Consider the following 24,775-nt stretch of genomic DNA (forward strand, 5'->3'; position numbering starts at 1 on the left):
GATTTCTCGTTAAAGTCAGTGGGCGAAATGGCGAGCGCCGGTCAGGTACAGGGTGATCCCGGCGTTGGCCGCCGCTGCGGTCACTTCCTCGTCGCGCACCGAGCCGCCGGGGTGGACTATCGCGGTGACCCCGGCGGCGGCCAGGGTTTCCAGTCCGTCCGGGAACGGGAAGAACGCATCCGAGGCCGCAACGGCGCCCTTAACCCGCTCGCCGCCGCGTTCGACGGCCAGGTGGGCGGCGTCGACCCGGTTGACCTGACCCATCCCGACGCCGATGGTGGCACCGTCGGCGGCGATCACGATCGCGTTCGACTTGACGGCGCGACAACTCCGCCACGCGAAGACCAGGTCGGTCAACGTCGCCGGGTCGGCCGGCGATCCGGTCGCCAAGGTCCAGTTCGCCGGGTTGTCGCCGTGCGCGTCGAGCTGGTCGCGTTGCTGCATCAGCAGTCCACCGCTGATCGGACGCAGCTCGATGCCACCGGCCAGCGGCTCGGAGGCCACCAGCAGCCTGATGTTCTTCTTGCGGGTCAGCACGTCGAGGGCGCCCGGCGCGTAGGCGGGCGCAACGACCACTTCGGTGAAGATGGTGCTCACGTACTCGGCCATCTCGACGCTGACCTCCGTGTTGGCCGCGATCACTCCACCGTAGGCGCTCAGCGGATCGCATTGGTGCGCCTTGCGATGTGCGTCGGCAACCGAAACCGCCGAGATTGCGATGCCACACGGGTTGGCGTGCTTGATGATTGCCACGCACGTTTGTTCGTGGTCGAAGGCGGCCCGCCAGGCCGCGTCCGCATCGGTGAAGTTGTTGTAGGACATGTCCTTTCCGTGCAGCTGCTCCGCCTGTGCCAGCCCCGGCCAGGCGGTGCGGTCGCCGTAGAGAGCAGCCTGCTGGTGCGGGTTCTCGCCGTAGCGCAGCATCGCCTCGCGGCGCCAGTATCCACCGAACCACGACGGGAACGCGGTGGGCGGATGCTCGGGAGCCACCGTCGACTGCATCCAGCTCGCGACGGCGATGTCGTACTCGGCGATGTGCTGAAACGCCAACGACGCCAGCCTTTTGCGCTCGGCGAGGGTGAATCCGCCGTTGCGCACCGCGGCCAGCACTCCGTCGTACCCAAGCGGGTCGGTGACCACCGCAACGTTGGGATGGTTTTTCGCCGCCGCCCGGACCATCGCCGGCCCGCCGATATCGATCTGCTCGACGCACTCGTCGACGCCGGCGCCGGATTCGACGGTCTGGCTGAACGGATACAAGTTGACCACGACGAGTTCGAACGCCTCGATTCCGAGTTGCTCGAGGGCCGCGGCGTGCTCGGACTTGCGCAGGTCGGCCAGCAGCCCGGCATGCACTCGCGGATGCAGAGTCTTGACCCGGCCATCGAGTACTTCGGGAAAGCCGGTCAGCTCCTCCACCGGGGTCACCGGAACCCCGGCGTCGGAAATGGCCTTGGCCGTTGACCCGGTCGAGATGATCTCGACGCCGGCCGCGCCCAGACCCTGGGCCAGGTCGACCAGCCCGGTCTTGTCGTACACGCTGATCAACGCACGGCGGATCGGCCTTCGGCCGTCGTCGGTGCTCATCCTATGGTTGCCTTTCGTCCGATCGTCGCGTTTCTTCCGACCACCGTCACTCCGCCGGTAGCGATTGCGGCCACCACATCCACCAACAGCCGCCGTTCAGTGATCTTGATTCGTTCATGCAAGGTCTGTTCGTCGTCGCCGTCGAGCACTGGAACGGGTTGCTGCGCCAGTATCGGCCCGGTGTCCATGCCAGCATCCACCAGGTGCACCGTAGCGCCGGTGACCTTCACACCGTAGGCCAGCGCGTCGGTGACCCCATGCGTACCGGGGAAGGCCGGCAACAGCGCCGGGTGGGTGTTGAGGATGCGGCCGCAGAAGCGTGAAAGGAACTGCGGTCCAAGGATTCTCATAAACCCAGCGGAAACGACCAGGTCGGGCGCATGCGCTGCGGTGGCGGCGGTGATTGCGGCGTCCCAGGCATCGCGACTGGGGTGGTCGGCGAGCCGGACGGTGAACGCCGGCACCGATGCCTCCGCGGCGATCTCGGATGCCCGGCATTGGCGATCCACCCCAACGGCGATCACCCGCGCCGGGTAGTCACCGACCGCGGCGTCGAGTAGGGATCTCAGCAGCGAACCGGTGCCGGATGCCAGCACCACCAGCCGCGCCGGTGCACTCGGGGGTACGCGGAGCGGTTCCTGCACACGGCGAGCCTAGTCTGGCGACGATGCGGACCGCTGCAGCGGCGCGAGGAGGAGCCAGACAGTCGAGCACATCTGGCGACGATGCGGACCGCTGCAGCGGCGCGAGGAGGAGCCAGACAGTCGAGCACATCTGGCGACGATGCGGACCGCTGCAGCGGCGCGAGGAGGAGCCAGGCAGTCGAGCACATCTGCGCTCTCCTGCTGCCCTTGCAGCGGCGCCGGGGCGCCCAACGCTGGACAATCAGTCGGGCTGCCGCGGCGGTTCGTCGGGTAGCGGGAGTGACCCGTCGTCGGCGGCCGGGGGGACTTCGAGGCCGTCGCCGACGTCGTCTTCGCTGGGCTGGCCGTCGTCCCGTTCCGGGGCGGGCGGCTGCTCGCCGGCTGTCCCGTCGATGGTGCCGACCGGAGACGTCGGCTCATCGACGTTCACCTCGACCGGCGGGGCGGGCTGGGATTTGGGCCGCTTGGGGCGACGCGTTATCCCGCCTGCCATCGCCACCGTCACCCAACCGACGACCGCGAACCAGAAGAACACACCGAATACCAGGGCGCCCTCGTCGACGCCGACGTCGCCGAAATTGCCCAGGCTGCCGCCGCCGCCGTATCCCAGAATGGCCATCGCCAATGCCCCCGCAGCGGCCGCGACCAGCAGCTTGGCCATCGCCGGAACCAACGGCAGCGCGTGGCGAGCGCATTGCTGACCGACCGCCACGCCGGAGGACGCGCCAACGATCAGCAGGGCAACCCAGGCCGGGCCGAGGGGCGGCGCGGGTGCCGCGGCCAGAACCGGCAGAGCCGGGATATCGCCACCGAAGACCGCAAACGAACTGAACGTCGCAAAGCCAATGTGCGCGCTGGACCCAACAGCGATCGCGGCGGTGCCGATGATGACGTTGGGGGCGTAGAGCACCGACAGCACGGTGAGGCTGAATTGGCCGAATATCGAATCGGTGATCCCGTAGAGCTCTTGCATCGTCGCCCAGTGCACAACCAGCGACCCCGCCGTCACCACGCCGGAGAGCCCGAGCAATGCCAACACCCCGGCCGCGGCGGCACGCGCCGAATCAGCCAGCCAATCGGGTAGTGGCGAGGTGGCCAGTGCCCGTCGACCGACCCGGGACCCCACCCCGATCGCGGCCCCGACCCCATGCACCGCCAGCACACCGATGAACGCGCGCAGGGCGTTGGGCGTCTGCAGCTCGGTGAGGACCGATGACGCGTCGTGGATGACCGCCAGCGCGATCGCCGCCATCAGCAAGGGTCCGCCCAACGCCGACGCGACAACCCAGCGAACGACCAGCCACGACGACCGTGGGGAGGTGGCCCGCGCCGTGCTGCGCGCGGTGGCCCATACCATCAACAGGACCGGCAATAGCGGCATTACGCCCAGTTCGCGGCCACCGATTGAGACCGGGACCAGGTGCACGCCGAGCCACATGCTGGCGGTGGCGCCCAACGCGCCGGTCATGTCGCTATTGGCGATCAGCAATTGCAGCAGCGTCACCGAGGCGATGATGCCCAACGCCACCACACCCGGGCCGAACGCGACCCTGACAAGGTCACGAGCCTGGCGAACGCCCGGCGCCCGATTGCCCTCGCTTTCTGACACCCTTTTCACTCTTCGCGCACGCACCCGATTAGGCGCGGGAGCGGGTTAGACCGGCGCCGCCCCAGGGGACGACGACTGCTGGCCCTGGCCGTAGGACTGCTGGCCCCCGCTGGGGCTTGAGTAGTTGACCGGAGCAGAACCAGCCTGCGACCCCGTCCCCGCATTGACCGGTGGCGGTGGGCTGAAGCTCGGGAAGCCGGTGGGCGGGGTGGACGGTCCCTGGTGCGATTGTTGCGACGCGGACTGCGCGGGGGGCTGGGCACCGAATCCACCGCCCGATTGGCTCGGACTCTGGCTCGGGCCGGACGAATAACCACCGTACTGCGACCCGTACCCGGGCTGCTGGGGGCTGGGCGACTGCAGTCCCGCGGGCTGCTGCCCACCACCGTAGTAACCGCCCGGCTGCGCGCCGTACTGCCCGTACTGCCCATACTGCCCGTACTGCCCATACGGGTCGTACTTGGGCCGCGGCGCCGGCGCGGTGATGACGCCCGTCTCCACCAGCAGCGCGGCGACCGCGGCAACCGCCTGGAACACAATGAAAACCAACACAATCCACAATGCCCAGGCGGTCGAATAGGCGCTGGGCTTGTTAAACGTTGCCGAGATCATCAGAAAGACGCCGAGCACCCCAAGCACCGCAACCACACTCACATGGTTTTTGGCCTTGGGCACCAGACCCACCCCGGCAAGTAGCGCAGCCAGCAGAGCCACCCCGACCGGCAGTCCAGTGTCACCGGCCACCGCGCCACCACCCCCGCCGAGTTCGGTGCTCAGCGTGAACATGGGGCCGAAGCTGGCGAAATACGCGGCCAGGCCGAGGGCAGCCACCGCGATGTTCAGATACATCAAAAGCTTGCTCGCACCCTCATCGGCTTTGGCGAACGAAGGTGTGGCGCCTCCGTAGGAGCCTGCGGGCTGCGCTTGCGGATATCCGGGGCTACCCGGCGAGTAGGTCATGGCTCCTCCACTGGTGCAGTGCGACGCTGTGCTCCCTGCGACGCGATTCGATCAACCACGCTAGCGCACGTTCCGGTGCCCGCGTCGGAGCGACCGGCGCCCCCCGGCATCAACCACCGGGCAGCCGCTTGCCCCGGCAGGTGGAACACGTTCTAATTCTCAGCATGCACTACGGCCTCGTGCTGTTCACCAGCGACCGTGGCATCACCCCGGCGGCGGCCGCCAAGCTTGCTGACATCCACGGGTTTCGCACGTTCTACGTGCCTGAACACACCCACATCCCGGTCAGGCGTACGGCCGCCCACCCGACCACGGGTGACGCATCGCTGCCCGACGACCGCTACCTGCGCACGCTCGACCCGTGGGTGAGTCTGGGCGCGGCTTCGGCGGTGACATCGCGGGTCCGGCTGTCGACTGCGGTGGCGCTGCCGGTCGAGCACGACCCGATCACGTTGGCGAAAAGCATTGCGACGCTGGACCATTTGTCCGGGGGGCGGGTAAGCGTCGGGGTTGGGTTCGGTTGGAACACCGACGAGCTCGCCGACCACGGCGTGCCGCCCCAGCGCCGCCGCACCATGCTGCGCGAATACCTCGAGGCGATGCGGGCGTTATGGACCCAAGAGGAAGCCGCCTACGACGGCGAGTTCGTCAAGTTCGGGCCCAGCTGGGCCTGGCCCAAGCCGGTGCAGTCACATATCCCGGTGCTCGTGGGCGCCGCCGGCACCGAGAAGAACTTCGCATGGATCGCGCGCAGCGCGGACGGCTGGATCACCACTCCGCGCGACGTCGACATCGACGAGCCGGTCCGGCTGCTGCAGGACACCTGGGCAGCCGCCGGCCGCGACGGGGCTCCGCAGATCGTGGCCCTGGACTTCAAACCGGTGCCCGAGAAGCTCGCGCGTTGGGCCGAGCTTGGCGTGACGGAGGTGCTGTTCGGCATGCCGGACCGGTCCGAAGACGAGGTCGCCGCATACGTGGAGCGGCTGGCCGGCAAGCTGGCCGCCGCTGCGGTGTAGATCCGCTCAGCAAACGCGTTACAGGCTCTTCAGGATCTCCCGCGCCAGCGCCGCCGTCTCCGACGGAGTCTTGCCGACCTTCACGCCGGCCGCCTCCAAGGCTTCCTTCTTGGCGGCCGCGGTGCCCGACGAGCCGGACACGATGGCGCCGGCGTGGCCCATCGTCTTGCCTTCGGGCGCGGTGAACCCGGCGACATAGCCGACGACCGGCTTGGACACGTTGGCCTTGATGAAGTCGGCGGCGCGCTCCTCGGCGTCACCACCGATCTCACCGATCATCACGATGAGCTTGGTGTCCGGATCCTTCTCGAAGGCCTCGATGGCGTCGATGTGGGTGGTGCCGATTACCGGGTCACCACCAATCCCGATCGCGGTGGAAAAGCCGAGGTCGCGCAGTTCGTACATCATCTGGTAGGTCAAGGTTCCCGACTTGGACACCAGGCCAATGGGACCGGGGCCGGTGATGTTGGCCGGGGTGATGCCGGCCAGCGACTGACCGGGACTGATAACGCCCGGACAGTTGGGGCCGATGATGCGGGTCTTGTGGCCGGCATCGAGGTTGCGGGCCCAGGCATAGGCGGTGTCCTGTACCGGGACGCCCTCGGTGATGACGACCAGTAACGGAATCTCGGCGTCGATCGCTTCGATGATCGCGTCTTTGGCGAACTTCGGTGGCACGAAGATGATCGACACATCGGCGCCGGTCTTTGCCATCGCCTCCGCGACGCTGCCGAACACCGGCAGCTTGATCAGCCTGCCCCCCTTGTCCTCATGGGTGACGGTGGTGCCCGCCTTGCGTGCGTTCACCCCGCCGACGATTTGCGTGCCCGCCTTGAGCATTCGAGCGGTGTGGACGGTGGCCTCGCTGCCGGTGATGCCCTGGACGATGACCTTGTTGTCCTTGCTGAGAAAGATCGACATATCCACAAGTCCTTTCAGGCGCTCGCCAGCTCGGCGGCCTTGTCAGCGGCCTCGTCCATCGTCGACACCAGCGTCACCAACGGGTGGTTGGCCTCGGTCAGAATGCGACGGCCTTCCTCGACGTTGTTGCCGTCCAACCGAACCACCAGCGGCTTGTTCGCCTCGTTGCCCAGAATTCCCAGCGCCTTTACGATCCCGGTGGCCACCGCATCGCACGAGGTGATGCCGCCGAAAACATTGACGAACACGCTCTTGACCTGCTCGTCACCCAGTACCACGTCCAGTCCCGCGGCCATCACCTCAGCCGAAGCGCCGCCGCCGATATCGAGAAAGTTGGCCGGCTTGACTCCACCGTGGTTCTCACCGGCGTACGCGACGACGTCGAGAGTCGACATCACCAGGCCCGCGCCATTGCCGATGATCCCCACCTGACCGTCCAGCTTGACGTAGTTGAGGTCGTGCTCCTTGGCCTTGAGCTCCAGCGGATCCGTGGCAGCTCGATCCTCGAATTCGGCGTGGCCCGGCTGACGGAAGTCGGCGTTGCCGTCGAGGGTGATCTTGGCGTCCAGCGCGAGGATCTGATTGTCGGGGGTGCGCACCAGCGGGTTCACCTCGACCAGAGTGGCGTCCTCGGCGACGAAGAGCTCCCACAGCTTGGCGATGGTGACCGCGGCGGCGTCGAGCACCTCGGCTGGCAGATGACCTTGCTCGGCGATGGACCGCGCGAAAGCCCGGTCAACGCCCTGGACGGCGTTCACCGGGACTTTGGCAAGCCGCTCGGGTTTGGTGGCGGCCACCTCTTCGATCTCCACGCCGCCTTCCACCGAGCACATCGCCAGGTAGGTGCGATTGGCCCGGTCCAGCAGGAAAGAAAGGTAGTACTCCTCGGCGATATCGCTGGCCTCGGCGACCAGCAGTTTCTTGACGATGTGGCCCTTGATGTCCAGGCCGAGGATGTTCTTGGCGTGTTCGTACGCGTCTTGGGCAGTCGCGGCGTATTTGACGCCACCGGCCTTACCGCGGCCACCGATCTTGACCTGCGCCTTGACCATGACCGGACGACCGATCTCGGTGGCGATGGCCTTAGCGCCCTCGGCCGTGTCGGTCACCCGACCCGGCGTGCTGGGTACGTTGTGCTTGGCGAATAATTCCTTGGCTTGATACTCGAAAAGATCCATGGGCTCACCGTCTTCGCTCGGCTTACTGCTCGGCTGGTAGGGAGGCGGTACCGGAAATGGGCAACTCGCACGGAGGAACTGTATCGAGACGGCAGATGAGCTCCGCGATCGCATCCACCCGGTGTGGGCCAGGTCACCGAACGTTCGCCAATTCGAATCGTGATCCGGGTCACAATCCCGGCCGGATTCCACACTGAGGTTGCCACTTCCATCCGGTTACGGATACCGTCTCAGGGTCCAGATAACGTTATGGTCACGATCCGAGGACATTTCAGATTGTCCCAGCACCGTTTCGCTCGTTCTGCTGCCATGGCAGCGTCTCGCACACCTCGCGATCATTGGCCGCATCAGCACCGCGACGAAATCACCGAAATCATCCCGCTGGACGGATTCCTCGACGGCATCGCGGACCTGGATGACCTGGATTTCGCCGACCTCGATGACCTGGACCTAGGCGACGACTGCGTCTTCGACCACGAAGCCCAACTGCTGCAGGCTCCGGAGCTCGACGACCTAGACGACGCCGACGATCTGACCCCCGAGTGGCTGGCCACCCGCCCGGACGTGCTGAGCCCGGAGGTCACCCCAGTGCCCCGGCGTCGGGCCGGGCAACACCGCAAGCAGCCGGTCGGTGCGACCAGGGGCCGCCTGCTGATTTCGGCAATGGCCGCGGGCGCGGCAGCGGCGGCGGCGCACGCGGCGACCCAACAGTCGGAAACCCCCAGCACCCAGACCGTGCTGACCGCTCACGCTTTGGCACTCACCGGAGGTTCCGGAAGCGACGCGCCGCGGGGAGTCCAGGTCATCGCCGCCCAGCCTGCGGCAAATGCTGCCGTGCACAACGCGGAGTTTGCCAGGGGCGTGGCCTTCGCCGAGGAACGCGCTCAGCGTGAGGCGCGACTGCAGCGGCCGCTGTACGTCATGCCGACCAAGGGCATATTCACCTCGAATTTCGGCTACCGATGGGGTGTACTGCACGCCGGTATCGATCTGGCCAACGCAATCGGAACCCCGATCTACGCGGTGTCGGATGGCGTCGTCATCGACGCCGGTCCCACCGCCGGCTACGGAATGTGGGTCAAGCTGCTCCACGCCGACGGCACGGTCACGCTGTACGGCCACATCAATACCGCGTTGGTCAGCATCGGCGAGCGCGTGATGGCGGGCGATCAGATAGCCACCATGGGCAACCGCGGCTTTTCCACCGGCCCGCACCTTCACTTCGAGGTACTCCTGGGCGGCAGCGAGCGAGTGGACCCCGTGCCGTGGCTGGCACAGCGGGGACTTAGCGTCGGCGGCTACACCGGCTGACCCGGCTGGTCGTGGAGCGATCGAACACCGAACGTGCACTGGCTGCGAAGGATTCGCGACTTTTTCGCAGCGAGTGCACGCTGGGTGCACCGACGCTAGAGCTTGGTGACCGGGGCGTGGTTATGCATCAGCTTCACGCGACCCGAACTACCGAAATCGATCAGCGACATCGCCGATTCGCCGACACCGGACACTTCCTCGACCCGGCCCATGCCGTACTTGTCATGGGTGACCCGGTCCCCGGGTTGCAGCACCAATAGCGGCCGCCTGCTCGCCCCTCCAGCACGGGTGGGCGATGGCCGCGGGGTACCGAACCGCCCTGCACCACTGACCGGCGCGCTGAACGACGTGGCCGGTGCGGTGCGCCGCCAATCGATGAGGTCTGGCGGAATCTCCCGCAGGAACCGGGACTCCGGGTTGAGCATCGGTTGTCCCCAGGACGAACGCACGATTGCCCGGCTCACGTACAGTCGTTGCCGGGCCCGGGTGATGCCCACGTAGGCCAGGCGCCGCTCCTCAGACAGTTCCCCGGCATCATCCAAGGCCCGCATGTGCGGGAACATTCCGTCCTCCCAGCCGGTCACGAACACCACCGGGAACTCCAGGCCCTTGGCGGTGTGCAACGTCATCAGCGTGACCAGGCCCGCACTGTGCTCCGGTATCTCGTCGGTGTCGGCGACCAGCGACACCCTTTCCAGAAACTCCGCCAGCACACCGGTGTCGGGCACGTCTTCGTCGTCTGGTTCAAGCCCCGCGGCTTCGCTGGTCTGCAGGGCTCGGTCGGTGCTGAATTCGTGTGCGACGCTGACGAGTTCGTTGAGGTTGTCCAGCCGTGCCAGCTCTTGGGGGTCGGTGGACGATTCCAGCTCCCGGCGGTATCCGCTGCGTTCCAGCACCGCCTCGACCAGCTCACCCAGGTCGTCATCGAGGCGGCCCCGCAGCTCGTCGAGCATCTCGACGAAGCCTGCGATCGCCTTCTCCGCGCGGCTGTTGAGCATCGGAACCTTGCCGCTCGCCGCGGCGGCAAGCGCGTCTGCGAAGCTGGCGCCGGTGTTCTCCGCATACACCGCCACACACGCCTCGGCCCGATCCCCGATACCGCGGCGGGGGGTGTTGAGGATGCGCCGCATGCTGACCGCGTCGCCAGGGTTGTCCAGCACGCGCAGGTAAGCGACGATGTCGCGTATCTCTTTGCGTTCGTAAAAGCGCACTCCGCCAACGACTTTGTACGGAATTCCGGCGCGAATGAACACCTCTTCCAGTGAGCGCGACGAATTGTTGGTGCGGTAGAAGACCGCCACGTCGTTGTAGGTGATGTCGCCACGCTGGGCCAGCGCATCAATCTCCTCGGCCACGAACCGGGCCTCGTCGTGCTCGTTGTCGGCGACGTAGCCGACGATCAGCTCGCCCGCGCCGGCGTCGGTCCACAACCGCTTCTCCCGGCGTCCGGAGTTGCGGGCGATCACTGAGTTGGCTGCCGACAGGATGTTCTGCGTCGAGCGGTAGTTCTGTTCCAGCAGAATCGTTCTGGCGTCGGGATAGTCGCGTTCGAAGTCTTCGATGTTGCGAATCGTGGCGCCGCGGAACGCATAGATCGACTGGTCGGCGTCGCCGACGACGCACAACTCGCCGGGCGGGACACCATCCTCGGTGTCGCGACCGACCAGCTCCCGCACCAGCACGTACTGCGCGTGGTTGGTGTCTTGGTATTCGTCGACCAAGACGTACCGGAACCGCCGCCGGTAGTACTGGGCAATCTGCGGGAACGTTTGCAGCACCGCCACCGTCTCGCCGATGAGGTCGTCGAAGTCCAGCGCGTTGGCCGCGCGCAGCCGTCGCTGATATTCGGCGTAGACGCTGGCAACGGTGCGCGCTAGGTCATCGGAGTCGTCCGTTAGGGCGGCCAGTGCCCCATGCGGGTCGATCAGCTCGTTCTTCAGGTTGGAGATGGCGTTGGCCAGCAGCCGCGGCGAATACCGCTTGATGTCCAGGCCCATGTCCCGACCGATCATCTGCAGCAGCCGCCGCGAATCGTCGGCATCGTAGATCGAGAAGTTGGAGTTGAGACCTTCGATCAGCGAGGCCTGGTTGCGCAGGATGCGCACGCAGGTGGAGTGAAACGTGGACACCCACATGTACCGGGCCCGGTCGCCGACCAGGGCCACTACCCGTTCCCGCATCTCGGCGGCGGCCTTGTTGGTGAAGGTGATGGCCAAGATCTGACCGACACCGACACCGCGGGCCGCGATCAGGTAGGCGATCCGCCGGGTCAACACCGCCGTCTTGCCCGAGCCCGCGCCCGCGACGATCAGCAGCGGAGAACCCTCATGCACCACCGCGTGGCGCTGTTGTGGATTCAGGCCCTCCAGCAGGGCATCTGCCGGGGCTGAACGGGGGAGTTTCGCGTCGGTCGCATGCACACTCATGTCGGTCCAAACTTACCGCCGCACACCGACGGCGTGTCGGACCAGGGCATCGGCCGAGCGTCACGCCGCCGCTACAGCGCAAGGCCCGATTGGTTCGCGCCCGCATGATTGCTATCCGAGCTAGGTTGAAACTGCCGGTGTTCTCGCTGCCCTGGTTCAGGCTGCCGATGTTTCCCAGCCCCAAGTTCGCGGCGCCGATGTTGCCGACGGCCGAGAGTGCGCTCAATGCCGGGAACGCCTGCTGCCACGGCGCCAACGTTGCCGCCACGGCCGACGCCCCGCTGTGGTAACCGAACATCGCCGCGACATCCTGCGCCCACATCTGTTCGCAAATGGCCTCGGCGGCGGCGATCACCGGAGCGTTCTGACCGAACAGGTTCGACAGCACCAACTGCACCAACTGCGAGCGGTTGGCCGCCACCGCTATCGGCTGCACGATTGCCGCCTGGGCGGCCCCGAACACGCCGGCAACCGTCCGGGCTTGCCCGGCCGCGCCCGCGGCCCGTGCCGCCGCAGCGCTCAGCCACCCCGCATACGGTGCCGCCGCGGCCGCCATTGCGGCCGATGCCGAACCCTGCCACCACTGACCCGCTAACCCCGACGTCACCAATCCGAACGAGTCCGCGGCCGACGCCAGCCCCTCGGGACCAAGCCGTCCCAGGCCGTCGCAGCCTGCAGCATCGGGGCGGAGCCCGCACCCGTGAACATCAGCAAGGAATTGATTTCGGGTGGCAACACCGAGAAATTCATCGCCAGAGTCCTTTCCCCCGGGTATCACAAGCCCGCGGCGGGCCGCCGGGCTGTCCAACGACCGCGTCAGCGAATAGAGCTGACGGCCGTGGGGGTGACCACGAGGGGCGTTTCGGCGAATTACCAGCCAGGCGCGTCGGGGCGCACCTCCGGTTCGCAGCCACCGGAACGGCGTTGCGGCCAGCAAACCGCCTTCGGCCGAGTCCGTCGGTTGCACGGTGTGGGCAGTAGCGGGAAGCTGCTTTTGCGCAGGCATGGCATTTGGTGGCACACTCTGTTGGTGCTCAGTGCGCAGCGCCGATTTTTCTACGGGTACCCGCCAGCGGTGCCCGTGGTTTAGCTGCTTTCGCAGAGCCCCGTGGTCCGCTTCGGCGATTCGGGGCTCGGCTCATGTGTGAGGCCCGACACCGGATGAGATCAGAACACCCACCTCACGACAACGCGGAGTTAGCAGAAATGAACCTGGAAGTGGTCAAAACCCAACCACCCCCCAAGATCGACGGGCTGCGCGAAGAGATCGACCGGCTAGACGGTGAGATCCTCGATTTGGTCAAACGGCGCATCGAGGTCTCCAAGGCCATCGGCAAGGTCCGGATGGCATCCGGCGGCACCCGGCTGGTGCACAGCCGCGAAATGGAGGTCATCCAGCGCTACAGCGAGCTGGGCCCCGACGGTAAGGATCTGGCCATGCTGCTATTGCGACTGGGCAGGGGCCGGCTCGGTCACTAATGGGTCACTTCGGCCGCTACATGCCGGGGATTTGTCTTTTGCTGCGGTAAATTTCCGCCGAAATGGTTGCGGCAGAGGCGGCTGGAGTTTCGCATTTGCGCCGACTGATGGTCATCTCGGCGGCGATTTTGCTTGCCCTGCTCGGGCAGTCCGCCAGCTCGGCAACCTCGTCCGCGTGGTCCCGGCGCGGTCTGCCCATCGAGTACCTGCTGGTCCCGTCACCGTCGATGCACCGCCAGATCAAGGTGGAGTTTCAAGGCGGCGGCCCGCACGCGGTGTACTTGCTGGATGGCATGCTCGCCCGAGACGACTACAACGGCTGGGACATACACCTCCCGGTGTTCGAGTGGTTTGACCAGTCGGGTTTGTCACTCGCCATGCCCACCGGTGGCATGGCGAGTTTCTATTCCAACTGGTACCGGCCGGCGGTCGGCAATGACGGGGTGTGGACGTACAAGTGGGAAACCTTTTTGACCCAGGAGCTGCCCGATTGGCTGGCGGCGAACAAGGGGATCAGTCCGACGGGAAACGCCGTGGTGGGTGCATCCATGGCCGGATCCGCGTCACTGATCCTGGCCGCCAAGCACCCGGAGAACTTCAGCTACGCGTCCTCGATGTCGGGCTTTCTCAATCTGTCCGCCGGACAATGGCCGTCGCTGGTCAGCATCGCGCAGCTGGGCGCCGGTGGCTTTCACTCCGACGCGATGTGGGGCCCGCCGGGCGACCCCGCATGGGCCCGCAACGACCCGACGGTCAATGCCGCGAAGCTGGTCGCCAACCGCACCCGCGTCTGGGTGTATTCGGGCAACGGCACGCCCGCGCAGGAGTTGGGCGGCAATAAGCCGGCGGCAAGCCTGCTGGAAAACGCCACGCGGGTGAGCAACAAGGCTTTCCAAAGCAAGTACAAGGCCGCCGGGGGGTACAACGGCGTGTTCAATTTCCCGGATAACGGCACCCACACCTGGGAATACTGGGGTGCGCAATTGCAGGCCATGCTGCCTGATCTGCAGCGGGTGCTGGGCGAGGACGGCTGACGCGCCTCGCCCTCCCGCCCGGCCGGCTCCGCAGCATAGGGTCGAGCCATGACCTCCGTGCAATCAATCCCGGACATCACCGCCACCCCGGCTTGGGACGCCCTGCGCAGGCATCACGATCAGATCGGCGACACCCAGCTTCGCCAGTTCTTCGTCGACGATCCCGACCGCGGCCGCGAACTCAGCGTCACCGTCGGCGACCTCTACATCGACTACAGCAAGCACCGCGTCACCCGCGAGACGCTACGGCTGCTGATCGATCTGGCCCGAGCCGCCAACCTTGAGGAGCACCGCGATCGGATGTTCGCCGGTGCGCGCATCAATACCTCGGAGGACCGCGCGGTATTGCACACCGCGCTGCGGCTACCCCGAGACGCCGAGCTGATCGTGGACGGTCGCAATGTCGTCGAGGACGTGCACGCTGTGCTCGACGCGATGGGCGACTTCACCGACCGCCTGCGCAGCGGAGAATGGACCGGAGCCACCGGAAAACGGATCAGCACCGTGGTCAACATCGGTATCGGTGGTTCAGACCTGGGCCCGGTGATGGTGTACCAGGCATTGCGCCACTACGCCGACGCGGGGATTTCAGCACGCTTCGTCTCCAACGTCGATCCCGCTGACATGATAGCCACGCTGGCCGACTTAGACCCTGCCACAACACTTTTCATCGTCGCATCGAAGACCTTCTCCACGCTGGAGACGCTGACGAACGCGACTGCCGCGCGGCGCTGGTTGACCGACGCACTCGGCGACGCGGCGGTGTCTCAGCACTTCGTCGCCGTTTCCACCAACCGCCGACTGGTCGACGACTTCGGTATCAACACCGACAACATGTTCGGGTTCTGGGATTGGGTCGGCGGACGCTATTCGGTCGATTCGGCTATCGGGCTGTCGGTGATGGCGGCCATCGGCCGCCAGGCCTTCGCCGATTTTCTGTCCGGGTTCCACATCGTCGACCTGCATTTCAAGACCGTCCCGTTGGAGTCCAACGCGCCTGCCCTGCTCGGCCTGATTGGACTCTGGTACTCCAACTTCTTCGACGCGCAATCGCGCGCGGTGTTGCCGTATTCCAACGACTTGGCGCGGTTCGGAGCCTATCTGCAGCAGCTGGCCATGGAGTCGAACGGGAAGTCGATCCGCGCGGATGGCACGCCGGTGAGCACCGACACCGGTGAAATCTATTGGGGCGAACCGGGCACCAACGGCCAACACGCCTTCTACCAGCTACTGCATCAGGGCACTCGGCTGGTGCCGGCCGATTTCATCGGCTTCAGTCAACCCATCGACGACCTGCCCACCGTGGAGGGCACCGGCAGCATGCACGACCTGCTGATGAGCAACTTCTTCGCCCAAACCCAGGTGTTGGCATTCGGCAAGACCGCCGACGAGATCGCCGCCGAAGGTACTCCCGCCGACGTGGTGCCGCACAAGGTAATGCCCGGCAACCGACCGACCACATCGATTCTGGCCAACCGGCTTACGCCGTCGGTGCTGGGACAGCTGATCGCGCTCTACGAGCACCAAGTGTTCACCGAGGGGGTGGTCTGGGGTATCGACTCGTTCGACCAATGGGGTGTGGAGTTGGGCAAGACACAGGCCAAAGCGCTGCTGCCGGTGATTACCAGCGACGCCTCCCCCATGACGCAGTCGGACAGCTCGACCGACGCGCTGGTGCGTCGGTACCGAACCGAGCGAGGCCGCAGCGGCTAACGGCCTGGTGCGCCAGTCGACGGTCTAGGCGAAACGCGTGCTCAGGTGAGGTGGCAGCACACGAATCAGCTGCACCAGCGGCGCCCACGGCCACCACGGCACCACGGCCCGCCCGGGCTCCCGCTCGATGGCGTCGACGAGTGCCTGAACGCCAGTTGCGTTGTCCACCATGAACATTGTGCTCGCCGATTTGGCCGTCATTTCCGACTCGATATAGCCCGGCTCCATCACCGAGATCTTGATGGGGCCCTTCGCGTACTCGGCACGCAGCGACTCGCCCAGCGAGCGCACGCCGGCTTTGCTTGCCGCATAAGCGGCTTTAACACCCGGCACCCCTTTGGCACCGAGCACCGAGGACATCAGCACCAGATGGCCCGAACCGCTCCTGGCGAACATGTCCAGTGCGGTTTCGATCTGCACTAGCGCGGCAACCAGATTGGTCTCGATGGTCGCCTTGTTCGCCCACAGTTTCCCGGAGCCCAGCCGGGCGCCCTTGCCGATACCAGCGTTGACGATGACGCGATCGAGGCCGCCAAGTTCGTCACCGAGCACGGCAAATACCTTCGGCACCTGCTCGGCGTCGTTGACATCCAGCTCCGCGACGGCGATCTTGATGGCCGGATATCGTTGTGACAGTTCGGTTTTCAGTTCTTCGAGACGGTCGGTGCGACGGGCACAGAGCGCCAGGTCGCGGCCCTTGCCGGCGAAGGCGCGGGCCATCCCGGCGCCCAGACCGGAACTGGCGCCGGTGATGAGAATCTTCTGGCGAGTCACCCGGGTGCGCATATCGGCTACTTGAGCAGCCGCGACATGCGCCGGTCGGCCAGCACCTTGCCACCGGTCTGGCACGCGGGACAGTACTGAAAAGACTTGTCCGCGAACGACACTTCACGCACGGTGTCACCGCACACCGGGCAGGGCAACCCGGTGCGTGCGTGTACTCGCAATCCGGAGCGCTTCTCCCCCTTGAGCATGGCGGCTCCCTGGCCGACCGACCGGCGCACCGCATCGGACAGCACCGACACCATCGCGTCGTGCAAGCTGGTGAGTTGTTCATCGGACAGTTTCCCGGCCGTGGCGTACGGCGAGATCTTGGCGACATGCAGAATTTCGTCACTGTAGGCGTTGCCGATACCGGCGATCACCTTCTGGTCGGTGATGACGGTCTTGATCCGGCCGGTGTTGCCGGCCAATTGCCCGGCCAGGTCGTCGGCGCTGACGGCCAATGCGTCTGGCCCCAGCGCGGCAATGCCGGGTACCTGCGCTGGGTCGTCGACCAGCCACACGGCCAGCCGCTTCTGGGTTCCGGCCTCGGTGAGGTCGAAGCCCGGCGCGGTGCCCGGGGCGCCCAGATGGACACGCAGCCCGATCGGCCCCTTGCCGGGTCGCAGCGGCGCTGCGGCCAGCCGGTCGGACCACCGCAACCAGCCCGCACGCGACAGATGAGCGATCAAGGCCAGCTTCCCGGCACGCAGTCCCAGGTACTTGCCCCACCGGTCGGCCCCGACAATCTCCTGGCCGTGCAGCGCGCCGATCGGCGGGTCGAACGTTTTCAGCACGGACAGCGCGCCGACGTCGACACGACCGACCGACAGACCGACGGCGTGCCGCCGCAAATGGTCTGCCAGCGCTTCGATCTCGGGGAGTTCGGGCACGCGTATCAGTCTGCCGACCGCCGCGCAGGGATGTCCATCCCGAGTGCTACGGGGGTCCGGCCGTCCCGGGCTGGCCGAATATCTGCCCGCCGGCACCGCCCTTGCCGCCGACACCGCCCTGGGCGGCACCGGCCCCGGCCCCGCCGTTGCCGCCGTTGCCGATCAGGCCGGCATCGCCGCCATCACCGCCGACACCGTTTCCCATCGGGGCGGTGAAGCCCGCGGGTATGGCGCCGGCGCTACCACCGTTGCCGCCGTTGCCGTAGAAGAACCCACCACTGCCGCCGAAGCCGCCGTCACTGGTCTGGAACACATTGCCGGTGCCGCCGCTGCCGAGGTTGCCCGGCGTGCCGGTGGCGCCGCCATTGCCGCCGGCGCCACCGTGGCCGAACAGCTGGGCGTCCCCGCCGAAGCCGCCGAGCACGCCGGGACCGGCGTCGCCGCCGTTGTGGCCGCCGCTGCCGCCGTTGCCTCCGTTGCCACCGGCGCCGGCATTGCCGCCGTTGCCAATCAACCCGGATTGACCGCCGCCACCACCGAAGCCGCCGTAACCGCCGGTGCCGTTGAAGGTCAGAATCTCGTTGGGGGCGCCCCCGCCATCTGCGCCGTTGCCGCCGAAGCCGCCGGTACCGCCGTTGCCGTAGAAGAACCCGCCGCCGCCGCCGGTGCCACCGTTGAGACCACTGCCACCCTGACCACCACTGTCTCCGCCAGTGCCTACGGTCTGGCCGGCGCCGCCCAATCCACCGTTGCCGCCGGCGCCGCCGTTACCGAACAGCCCGGAGTTGCCGCCGTTACCACCGGTCGCGAGGAAACCTCCGCCGTTAGCGCCGGCCGTGACGCTGCTGTCAGCGACGAACGAACCGCCATTGCCGCTGTTGCCACCGGCACCACCGTCGCCGTACAGCCACCCGCTGTGGCCGCCGTTGCCGCCGTTGCCGGCCTCCCCGCCATTGCCGCCCGAGGAAATGCCACCGGTGGCATTGCCGCCGTTTCCGCCCAGACCACCAAACCCGCCCGTGCCGAAGAGCAACCCACCGGGACCGCCGGAACCGCCGTTGCCCCCGACGCCGCCGTCAAAGCCGGAGGGTTGGCCCGGACCCGCGGCACCGGCCTGCCCCCCGTTACCACCGAGGCCACCGGCGCCGCCCAGGCCGTACAGCCACCCGCCGGCACCCCCGAGACCGCCGTTGCCACCCGCCTGGCCGGCCTCGCCTGCCGCACCCGCCGCCCCGTCGCCACCGGCGCCGCCCCGTCCGCCGTTGCCCAACAGCCCGGCCGACCCGCCGGTGCCGCCGGCCTGACCCAGCGCACCCGACCCGCCGTTGCCGCCGTTTCCGTACAGCCACCCGCCAGGCCCGCCGGCTTGGCCGGTCCCCGGGGCCCCGTTGGCGCCGTTGCCGATGAGTGGACGCCCAGTGAGCGCCAGCACGGGGTCAGTGGCCAAGGCCTGCGCTTGCTGCATGGGCAACGCGTTGAGGGCCTCGGTCGTGGCGTACTGCCCCGCGCCGGCGCTCATAAGCTGGACGAACTGCTGATGGAATAGCGCGGCCTGCGCGCTGAGCGCCTGATATGCCTGTGCGTGCGCGCTGAACAGCGCCGAAATGCCCGCCGACACCTCGTCGGCACCCGCCGGCAGCACCGCGGTTATCGGGGCCGCCGCCGCCGCGTTGGCCTGGCTAATCGTCGAACCAATACCTGCTAGATCGTTGGCCGCGGCAGCCACGTACTCGGGCGCTGCGTTCACCCACGACATCTACGTCCTCCAGACGCCTGCGACGGCCCGCCCGTCGCCATGTGATCTTCGACACAGGTTGACTAAGAAGCGATGGTATCGCGATCCGCGGACCTATCCGGGCGCTTCCACCAAATCCTTAATGCGGGATTACGCCACCGCTGTTCAGCGCGGCGCCCTAAGTGAGCCTTTTAGTGATCCCTAAGTAAGTAGGTATCCATGATCCAGCCGTGCCGTGCCCGCGCTTGGGCGCGTAGCGCCGCAATGCGCGTCCCGACCTCGCCGACCGTGCCTGCCACCAGCAGCTCGTCGTCGGTCCCCAGATAGGCGCCCCACCAGATTCGGGTGTCCGGCGGGCAGGCCCGAAACGAGCAGTCGCCGTCGAGCATGACCACAGCCGAGCCAGATAACCCGTGCGCGCGCAGTTGCCTGCCGGTGGTGATCAGGACGGGTTCGCCAACCTCGTTGAGCGGGATACGGTGCCGGGCCGTCAGCGCCTGCACCGCGGTGATACCCGGAACGACGTCATAGCTGATGTCGACCTCGGCGGCCACCGCATCCAGGACGCGCAATGTGCTGTCGTACAGCGCCGGGTCACCCCAGGCCAGGAAGGCCCCGACGCCGTCGGGCCCCAGCTCGGCGGAGATGGCCGCCGCCCAGATCCGTGCGCGCGCCGCGTGCCAGTCCGACACCGCCTCCCGGTACTCGGCAGCTGTCGATCGCGCTGGGTCGGACAATTCGACGAATCGGTACCCGGGCTCGCGAATGAACCGGGCACAGATCTTCCGCCGCAGCTCCACCAGGTCGCCTTTCGCCTCACCCTTGTCCATCGCGAAGAACACCTGCGTGTCGTTGAGCGCGTGAATCGCCTGGGCGGTCACGTAGTCGGGATCCCCGGCGCCGATACCGATGACGTGAATGTGCCGACTCACCTCAGTCCTCCGGGCCTCTCCGGTCCCTGTTTGCAGCTCAACCTAATTGAGGCCGCGAATGGGCTACCCGAGACCGCGGGTACCGGATACCATGGGTATTGACTATCGATTGTGATCTCCCTAACGTCTGAAACACCCGATGAAGGGACAACAACGATGACCGCTGCGGTGAAGCCAAGTGGGCCCAGTCGGGAAGAGTTCTCCGAGCGCCTGCTGAAGGGCTCAATCAAAAAGTCCTACCAGCCCGTCGTCGACATCGACTGGGATGCCCCGCTGGAGCCGGACAAGTTCTACCTGCCCCCCAGGCTGGTGTCGCTGTACGCCACCCCGATGTGGGACGAGATGACCCGCGACCAACAAATCGAGCTGTCCCGCCAGGAACTGGTCAACACGCTGTCCGCCGGGATCTGGTTCGAGAACATGCTCAATCAATCCTTGCTGCGCACCATCCTGCACGAAGACCCCACCAGCAACTCGACGCATTACAAACTGACCGAGCTGGGCGACGAGACCCGCCACATGGTCATGTTCGGCAAAGCGATCGAGCGGATCGGCGCCAGGGCGGTACGTCCCCGGCTGGTCCACCGAATGATCATCAACACGCTTCCGCTGGTGTTCCAACGAGGCTCGATGCTGTGGGTGGCCGCCCTCATCGGTGAGGAAATCTTCGACTCGCTGCAACGGCAGATGATGGACGACCCCGAGTTGCAGCCAATTATCCAGCGGCTCATGCGAATTCACGTCACTGAAGAGGCCCGCCACATCCAGTTCGCCCGCGACGGCGCACGCCGGCGGGTGCAGACGATGCCGCGATTGAGCAGGTGGTTCATGGCCAACATCAATGGCGTTGGCGGGTACTTCTTCCGCTACCTATTCAGCAATCCCGTCCCCTACGCGCGCACCGGTCTGGATCCGCAACGGGCTCGCAGGACCGCCCGGAGCAGCCCGCACCGTCACGAAATGCAGAAAGCCGGATTCGCTCCGCTGGCGGCGTTCTTGACCGAAGTGGGTCTGCTGGGCCCGATCGCCCGGCGCGGTTGGAAACGCACCAAGTTTCTGTGACCGAGACGCCCGGCCAGGCTGAGGCCGGCCACCCGGTCGTGCCGGTCGTGGTGGTCGGCGCCGGCGCCGGTGGCCGGGATGCCGCAGCCGCGCTGCTGGCCGCCGGAATTACCGAGTTCGTCATCCTCGACAAGGCGCCCGGGCCGGCCCTCGACAAGCACCTGCGTCCCGGCCACGAGGTCCTGAGTTCGGTGTTCGACGACGACACCGACACCTGGGCGCTCGGTACGGCCGGCGGCGAGACCATCCGGGGTCACGTCGTCATCGCCACCCACCGGCGGGTCGTCCATGTCCCGTGGACACCGGACTTCGCTGGGCGCGGCGACTACCGGGGCGAGTCCTTTCACGCGGCGGCGTGGGACCCCGATTTCAACCCGGCCGGCAAGCGCATCGCGCTGATCGGCACCGACGCCACCACCGCCCACCACATCGGCCGATTGATCGAATCGGCGGCGTCGGTCCTGGTCGTCGCCCACGCACCGCGCCGCGTCGTCACCGACGTCCCACTGTGGAGAACGCGGGCCAAACGCTGGCTACGTCGCGGCACCCAAGGTGACCGGCCGGTGCTCGCCCTGGCCGGGTCAGCGGTCGACGCGGTGACCTCCTCGGGCATCCGCACCCGCGATGGCATCGACCACCCCGTCGACGCCATCATCTACGGCACCGGGCTCGCGATCGCCGACCGGGTCCGCGATCAGACGCTGGTGGGTGCCCGCGGCCTGACCATCCGCCAAGCCTGGGACGACGGCATGGAGCCCTACCTCGGCGTCGCCGTGTGTGGTTTCCCCAACTACTTCTTCATCACCGGACCCGACACCCGCGCGCAGGCACGCTACGTCGTCGAGTGCGTGGAACTCATGAAACGCACCGCCAGCCGCCGCATCGAGGTGCGCCGCAGCAGCCAGCAGGTATTCAACGAGCGCGCCCACCTCCAACCCGCCCTGCGCCATCCGGTGCCGCGCGCCCGCGCGGCGTTCGACCTCTCATCCGGGGCGGCCGACGACGATCAGACCTACGAAGGCACGGCGACGCTGACGCTGGCCGGCACCCACCATCGAGTGCGCGTCCGACTCACCGGCCACCTCGATCCGATCGACGGCAACTACCACTGGCAGGGCACCGTGTTCGATTCCCTGCCCGAGAGTTCACGCGCGCACGCACGGGCGGCGACGTTAACAATCGGTGAACACAGCGCACCAGCACACATCACCGAACAAACGCCGTGGGGCACGCACTCGGTCGCCGGAGTGGGCCCACCGCCCTATGCGCGAGCCGGCTCCTAGGACCCCGAGGCAGAGCGTGACCACCCCACGGCGCCAGCGCCGCGTTCGCCGGTCTTTCGTTGGGCGGATTCCCCCGGGTTTACCTGCTGGAGTTTGGATAGGCTGGGCACAGCCCAACTGGAGGTTGGTCGTGCGCTTTTGCGGGTAACCCCCCTGGGTGGCGCGTGCTGCCTCAGACGATAAGACGGACAAGAACGCGATGTTCGGCGTGGTAGGGGTCGGTGCTTCGGACGGACGGGGTCGAGGCGTCGAGGCCACTTCGCGTTCGCGAGGCAGCGTGAGCAGCCGAAGATAGGCTTTTCCGACGCCAAGGGGGCGGCGTCCTCAAAGCAATTGGCGGGGCAGGAGTTCGAGGAGCTGCAGATGGAACCGGACGACAGGATGGGACTGGAAAGCCAGTTCATGGCGTCCCGCCGGTTCGGAACCAGGGCCATGGTGGCGCTGCGACCCCAGTTGCGACGTGCGCGGGACGCCGGCGCATGGGAGTGGTTGCGGTGAGCGCGGTAGCCAAGTCACCGAGTTCGCTGGCCATTGCGGCGCGGACGGAGAAGTCGGTGGTGATCCTTGCCGCCGACGGTGTGCTTGACTCCGGCAGTTCCGCGTCGCTTCGAGACAGCGTCACGAGGGCGACGCTGAAGGAGCCGTCGGCGGTTGTCGTCGATGTCACCGCGCTTCAAGTCGCTGACGAATCGGCATGGTCCGTGTTCATCAGCGCCCGCTGGCACGTCGACTTCCGACCGGCCGTTCCGGTCTTGCTGGTCTGCGGCCAGCGGGCGGGCCGCGCGGCGATCACGCGCACCGGGGTCGCCCGCTTCATGCCGGTATACCCGACGGAGAAAGGGGCCAAGAAGGCTATCGGTCGGCTTACGCGCCGCAACGTGAAGCATTCCGACGCGCAACTGCCCGCCAATCTGAACAGCCTTCGCGAGTCACGCCAGTTGGTCCGCGAGTGGCTCACCGAATGGTCACGTCCCGCGCTGATCCCGGTCGCACTGGTCGTCGTCAACGTACTCGTGGAGAACGTGCTGAAACACACCGGAAGCGACCCGGTGATGCGGATCGAAAGCGACGGCCCAACCGCGACCATCGCGGTTTCCGACGGCAGCACCGCCCCCGCCGTTCGGCTGACGTCGCCCCCCAAGGGTATCGACGTGTCCGGCCTGGCGATCGTTGCCGCCTTGTCGCGCGCCTGGGGCAGCAGTCCAACCTCGTCGGGCAAGACGGTCTGGGCGATCATCGGTCCGGAAAACCAGCTCTAAGCTAAGCCGTTGCGCCCGCACCCGCTTGCGGGCCAAATTAGAACACGTTCTAATCTCGTGGGACGGCCACTTCGAGGAAGGCAATGACGTGCGGTTCAGCTACGCGGAGGCAATGACCGACTTTACCTTCTACATCCCGCTGGCCAAGGCCGCCGAAGCGGCGGGATACAGCAGCATGACGATTCCCGACAGCATCGCCTACCCCTTCGAATCCGACTCGACGTACCCGTACACACCCGACGGCAACCGCGAGTTCCTCGATGGTAAGCCGTTCATCGAAACCTTTGTCCTGACAGCGGCATTGGGCGCGGTGACGACAACGCTGCGGTTCAACTTCTTCGTCCTCAAGCTACCCATCCGGCCGCCGGCTCTGGTGGCAAAGCAAGCCGGTTCACTGGCCGCCTTGATCGGCAATCGGGTCGGGTTGGGCGTCGGCACCAGCCCGTGGCCGGAGGACTACGAGCTGATGGGCGTCCCATTCGGTAAGCGCGGCAAGCGAATTGACGAATGTATCGAGATCGTGCGGGGCCTTACCACCGGCGACTACTTCGAGTTCCACGGCGAGTTCTACGACATCCCCAAGACGAAGATGACCCCGGCTCCCACCGAGCCTATCCCGATCTTGGTCGGCGGCCATGCCGACGCCGCGCTGCGCCGGGCGGCGCGTGCGGATGGATGGATGCACGGCGGCGGCGATCCGGACGAGCTCGACCGGCTGATCGCCAGGGTCAAGCAGCTTCGTGAAGAAGAGGGGAAGACCGGCCCGTTCGAGATTCACGTGATCTCCCTCGACGGCTTCACCGTGGACGGCGTCAAGCGACTTGAGGACAAGGGGGTGACCGACGTTATCGTCGGCTTCCGCATCCCCTATATCATGGGATCCGACACCGAGCCGCTGGAGACCAAGATCCGCAACTTGGAGATGTTCGCCGAGAATGTGATCGCGAAAGTCTAAGCATCACAGGTGATCC

Annotated in this window: 20 protein-coding genes and 4 pseudogenes; 10 read left to right on the top strand and 14 right to left on the bottom strand. The window is 66.6% G+C overall.

The annotated features are described in order from the left end of the window. Positions 1–15: 15 nt before the first annotated feature. From purH to AADZ55_RS18845, 4 genes are all read right to left on the bottom strand, one after another. The gene (gene purH / locus AADZ55_RS18830) at positions 16–1,587 is read right to left on the bottom strand and encodes a bifunctional phosphoribosylaminoimidazolecarboxamide formyltransferase/IMP cyclohydrolase (protein ID WP_085325027.1); all 1,572 of its coding nucleotides are present in this window, start codon (positions 1,585–1,587) and stop codon (positions 16–18) included. Beyond that, positions 1,584–2,231, bottom strand: a complete 648-nt coding sequence (purN, locus tag AADZ55_RS18835) for a phosphoribosylglycinamide formyltransferase (RefSeq protein WP_085325026.1) — start codon at positions 2,229–2,231, stop codon at positions 1,584–1,586. Before purN ends, purH begins: the two co-directional genes overlap by 4 nt. Positions 2,232–2,472: 241 nt before the next feature. Next, positions 2,473–3,849 (bottom strand): DUF6350 family protein, encoded by a 1,377-nt coding sequence (locus AADZ55_RS18840; protein WP_085325025.1) that lies wholly within the window; start codon positions 3,847–3,849, stop codon positions 2,473–2,475. Between the two features lie 36 nt (positions 3,850–3,885). Continuing rightward, the gene (locus tag AADZ55_RS18845) at positions 3,886–4,800 is read right to left on the bottom strand and encodes a DUF5336 domain-containing protein (RefSeq protein WP_085325024.1); all 915 of its coding nucleotides are present in this window, start codon (positions 4,798–4,800) and stop codon (positions 3,886–3,888) included. 164 nt (positions 4,801–4,964) lie between these two features. On the opposite strand from AADZ55_RS18845, the gene AADZ55_RS18850 reads away from it, so the two are divergent. After that, positions 4,965–5,816: an LLM class F420-dependent oxidoreductase gene (locus AADZ55_RS18850; protein ID WP_085325023.1), complete on the top strand. Its 852-nt coding sequence runs from the start codon at positions 4,965–4,967 to the stop codon at positions 5,814–5,816. An 18-nt stretch (positions 5,817–5,834) separates the two neighbouring features. Here AADZ55_RS18850 and sucD read toward each other — a convergent pair whose 3' ends face one another. Then, on the bottom strand, positions 5,835–6,737 hold the full coding sequence (gene sucD / locus AADZ55_RS18855) for a succinate--CoA ligase subunit alpha (RefSeq protein ID WP_085325022.1): 903 nt from the start codon (positions 6,735–6,737) through the stop codon (positions 5,835–5,837). A gap of 14 nt (positions 6,738–6,751) precedes the next feature. After that, a complete protein-coding gene (sucC, locus tag AADZ55_RS18860; RefSeq protein ID WP_085325021.1) occupies positions 6,752–7,915 on the bottom strand; it encodes an ADP-forming succinate--CoA ligase subunit beta in 1,164 nt (387 codons plus the stop codon). Between the two features lie 309 nt (positions 7,916–8,224). On the opposite strand from sucC, the gene AADZ55_RS18865 reads away from it, so the two are divergent. After that, positions 8,225–9,226 (top strand): M23 family metallopeptidase, encoded by a 1,002-nt coding sequence (locus tag AADZ55_RS18865; RefSeq protein ID WP_085325020.1) that lies wholly within the window; start codon positions 8,225–8,227, stop codon positions 9,224–9,226. Between the two features lie 95 nt (positions 9,227–9,321). Here the strand turns inward: AADZ55_RS18865 and pcrA are convergent, their stop codons facing one another. Both pcrA and AADZ55_RS18875 read right to left on the bottom strand, forming a co-directional pair. Further along, on the bottom strand, positions 9,322–11,652 hold the full coding sequence (gene pcrA, locus AADZ55_RS18870; protein ID WP_085325019.1) for a DNA helicase PcrA: 2,331 nt from the start codon (positions 11,650–11,652) through the stop codon (positions 9,322–9,324). Positions 11,653–11,773: 121 nt separating this feature from the next. After that, a pseudogene (locus tag AADZ55_RS18875) lies at positions 11,774–12,402 on the bottom strand (PPE family protein); the annotation flags it as partial. Positions 12,403–12,813: 411 nt separating this feature from the next. Between AADZ55_RS18875 and AADZ55_RS18880 the strand changes: the two are divergent. From AADZ55_RS18880 to pgi, 3 genes are all read left to right on the top strand, one after another. Next, the gene (locus AADZ55_RS18880; RefSeq protein ID WP_085325018.1) at positions 12,814–13,131 is read left to right on the top strand and encodes a chorismate mutase; all 318 of its coding nucleotides are present in this window, start codon (positions 12,814–12,816) and stop codon (positions 13,129–13,131) included. Between the two features lie 62 nt (positions 13,132–13,193). Then, complete coding sequence (locus tag AADZ55_RS18885; RefSeq protein WP_119184959.1) at positions 13,194–14,165, top strand: esterase family protein; 972 nt, start codon at positions 13,194–13,196, stop codon at positions 14,163–14,165. A 48-nt stretch (positions 14,166–14,213) separates the two neighbouring features. After that, the gene (gene pgi / locus AADZ55_RS18890; protein ID WP_085325017.1) at positions 14,214–15,878 is read left to right on the top strand and encodes a glucose-6-phosphate isomerase; all 1,665 of its coding nucleotides are present in this window, start codon (positions 14,214–14,216) and stop codon (positions 15,876–15,878) included. 24 nt (positions 15,879–15,902) lie between these two features. Here pgi and AADZ55_RS18895 read toward each other — a convergent pair whose 3' ends face one another. The 5 genes and pseudogenes from AADZ55_RS18895 to cobF all read right to left on the bottom strand — a co-directional run bounded on the left by AADZ55_RS18895 (position 15,903) and on the right by cobF (position 20,200). Next, entirely contained in the window at positions 15,903–16,652 is a 750-nt protein-coding gene (locus AADZ55_RS18895; RefSeq protein ID WP_207569087.1) for an SDR family oxidoreductase, read from the bottom strand. A gap of 17 nt (positions 16,653–16,669) precedes the next feature. Beyond that, entirely contained in the window at positions 16,670–17,128 is a 459-nt protein-coding gene (locus AADZ55_RS18900) for a zinc finger domain-containing protein (RefSeq protein ID WP_242670154.1), read from the bottom strand. Positions 17,129–17,344: 216 nt separating this feature from the next. After that, positions 17,345–17,662: pseudogene (locus AADZ55_RS18905) on the bottom strand (DNA-formamidopyrimidine glycosylase family protein); the annotation flags it as partial. After that, positions 17,580–19,289: a PE family protein gene (locus tag AADZ55_RS18910; protein ID WP_085325014.1), complete on the bottom strand. Its 1,710-nt coding sequence runs from the start codon at positions 19,287–19,289 to the stop codon at positions 17,580–17,582. The gene AADZ55_RS18910 and the pseudogene AADZ55_RS18905, both read right to left, overlap by 83 nt. Positions 19,290–19,459: 170 nt before the next feature. Continuing rightward, positions 19,460–20,200 (bottom strand): precorrin-6A synthase (deacetylating), encoded by a 741-nt coding sequence (gene cobF / locus AADZ55_RS18915; RefSeq protein WP_085325013.1) that lies wholly within the window; start codon positions 20,198–20,200, stop codon positions 19,460–19,462. 156 nt (positions 20,201–20,356) lie between these two features. Between cobF and AADZ55_RS18920 the strand changes: the two are divergent. After that, positions 20,357–21,151 (top strand): annotated as a pseudogene (locus AADZ55_RS18920) (AurF N-oxygenase family protein); the annotation flags it as partial. Between the two features lie 50 nt (positions 21,152–21,201). On the opposite strand, the pseudogene AADZ55_RS23615 reads toward AADZ55_RS18920, so the two are convergent. Beyond that, positions 21,202–21,294 (bottom strand): annotated as a pseudogene (locus AADZ55_RS23615) (hypothetical protein); the annotation flags it as partial. On the opposite strand from AADZ55_RS23615, the gene AADZ55_RS18925 reads away from it, so the two are divergent. From AADZ55_RS18925 to AADZ55_RS18940, 4 genes are all read left to right on the top strand, one after another. After that, the gene (locus AADZ55_RS18925; RefSeq protein WP_085325011.1) at positions 21,259–22,545 is read left to right on the top strand and encodes a DUF4873 domain-containing protein; all 1,287 of its coding nucleotides are present in this window, start codon (positions 21,259–21,261) and stop codon (positions 22,543–22,545) included. The pseudogene AADZ55_RS23615 and the gene AADZ55_RS18925 sit on opposite strands and share 36 nt — an antisense overlap. Positions 22,546–22,908: 363 nt before the next feature. Beyond that, the gene (locus tag AADZ55_RS23620; protein ID WP_423202327.1) at positions 22,909–23,043 is read left to right on the top strand and encodes a hypothetical protein; all 135 of its coding nucleotides are present in this window, start codon (positions 22,909–22,911) and stop codon (positions 23,041–23,043) included. Further along, complete coding sequence (locus AADZ55_RS18935) at positions 23,031–23,804, top strand: STAS domain-containing protein (RefSeq protein ID WP_085325009.1); 774 nt, start codon at positions 23,031–23,033, stop codon at positions 23,802–23,804. Before AADZ55_RS23620 ends, AADZ55_RS18935 begins: the two co-directional genes overlap by 13 nt. A gap of 88 nt (positions 23,805–23,892) precedes the next feature. Beyond that, a complete protein-coding gene (locus tag AADZ55_RS18940; protein ID WP_085325008.1) occupies positions 23,893–24,759 on the top strand; it encodes an LLM class flavin-dependent oxidoreductase in 867 nt (288 codons plus the stop codon). Positions 24,760–24,775 lie beyond the last annotated feature (16 nt).

Origin of the sequence: Mycobacterium decipiens, assembly GCF_963853665.1 — a bacterium.
Taxonomy (GTDB): domain Bacteria; phylum Actinomycetota; class Actinomycetes; order Mycobacteriales; family Mycobacteriaceae; genus Mycobacterium; species Mycobacterium decipiens.

Coding starts and splice junctions, on each gene's coding strand:
- sucD (WP_085325022.1), bottom strand. CDS start 6,737: ATGTCGATCTTTCTCAGCAAGGACAACAAGGTCATCGTCCAGGGCATC.
- pgi (WP_085325017.1), top strand. CDS start 14,214: ATGACCTCCGTGCAATCAATCCCGGACATCACCGCCACCCCGGCTTGG.
- AADZ55_RS18865 (WP_085325020.1), top strand. CDS start 8,225: ATGGCAGCGTCTCGCACACCTCGCGATCATTGGCCGCATCAGCACCGC.
- AADZ55_RS18850 (WP_085325023.1), top strand. CDS start 4,965: ATGCACTACGGCCTCGTGCTGTTCACCAGCGACCGTGGCATCACCCCG.
- purH (WP_085325027.1), bottom strand. CDS start 1,587: ATGAGCACCGACGACGGCCGAAGGCCGATCCGCCGTGCGTTGATCAGC.
- AADZ55_RS18910 (WP_085325014.1), bottom strand. CDS start 19,289: ATGTCGTGGGTGAACGCAGCGCCCGAGTACGTGGCTGCCGCGGCCAAC.
- sucC (WP_085325021.1), bottom strand. CDS start 7,915: ATGGATCTTTTCGAGTATCAAGCCAAGGAATTATTCGCCAAGCACAAC.
- AADZ55_RS18885 (WP_119184959.1), top strand. CDS start 13,194: ATGGTTGCGGCAGAGGCGGCTGGAGTTTCGCATTTGCGCCGACTGATG.
- pcrA (WP_085325019.1), bottom strand. CDS start 11,652: ATGAGTGTGCATGCGACCGACGCGAAACTCCCCCGTTCAGCCCCGGCA.
- AADZ55_RS18880 (WP_085325018.1), top strand. CDS start 12,814: ATGAGATCAGAACACCCACCTCACGACAACGCGGAGTTAGCAGAAATG.
- AADZ55_RS23620 (WP_423202327.1), top strand. CDS start 22,909: ATGGAACCGGACGACAGGATGGGACTGGAAAGCCAGTTCATGGCGTCC.
- AADZ55_RS18845 (WP_085325024.1), bottom strand. CDS start 4,800: ATGACCTACTCGCCGGGTAGCCCCGGATATCCGCAAGCGCAGCCCGCA.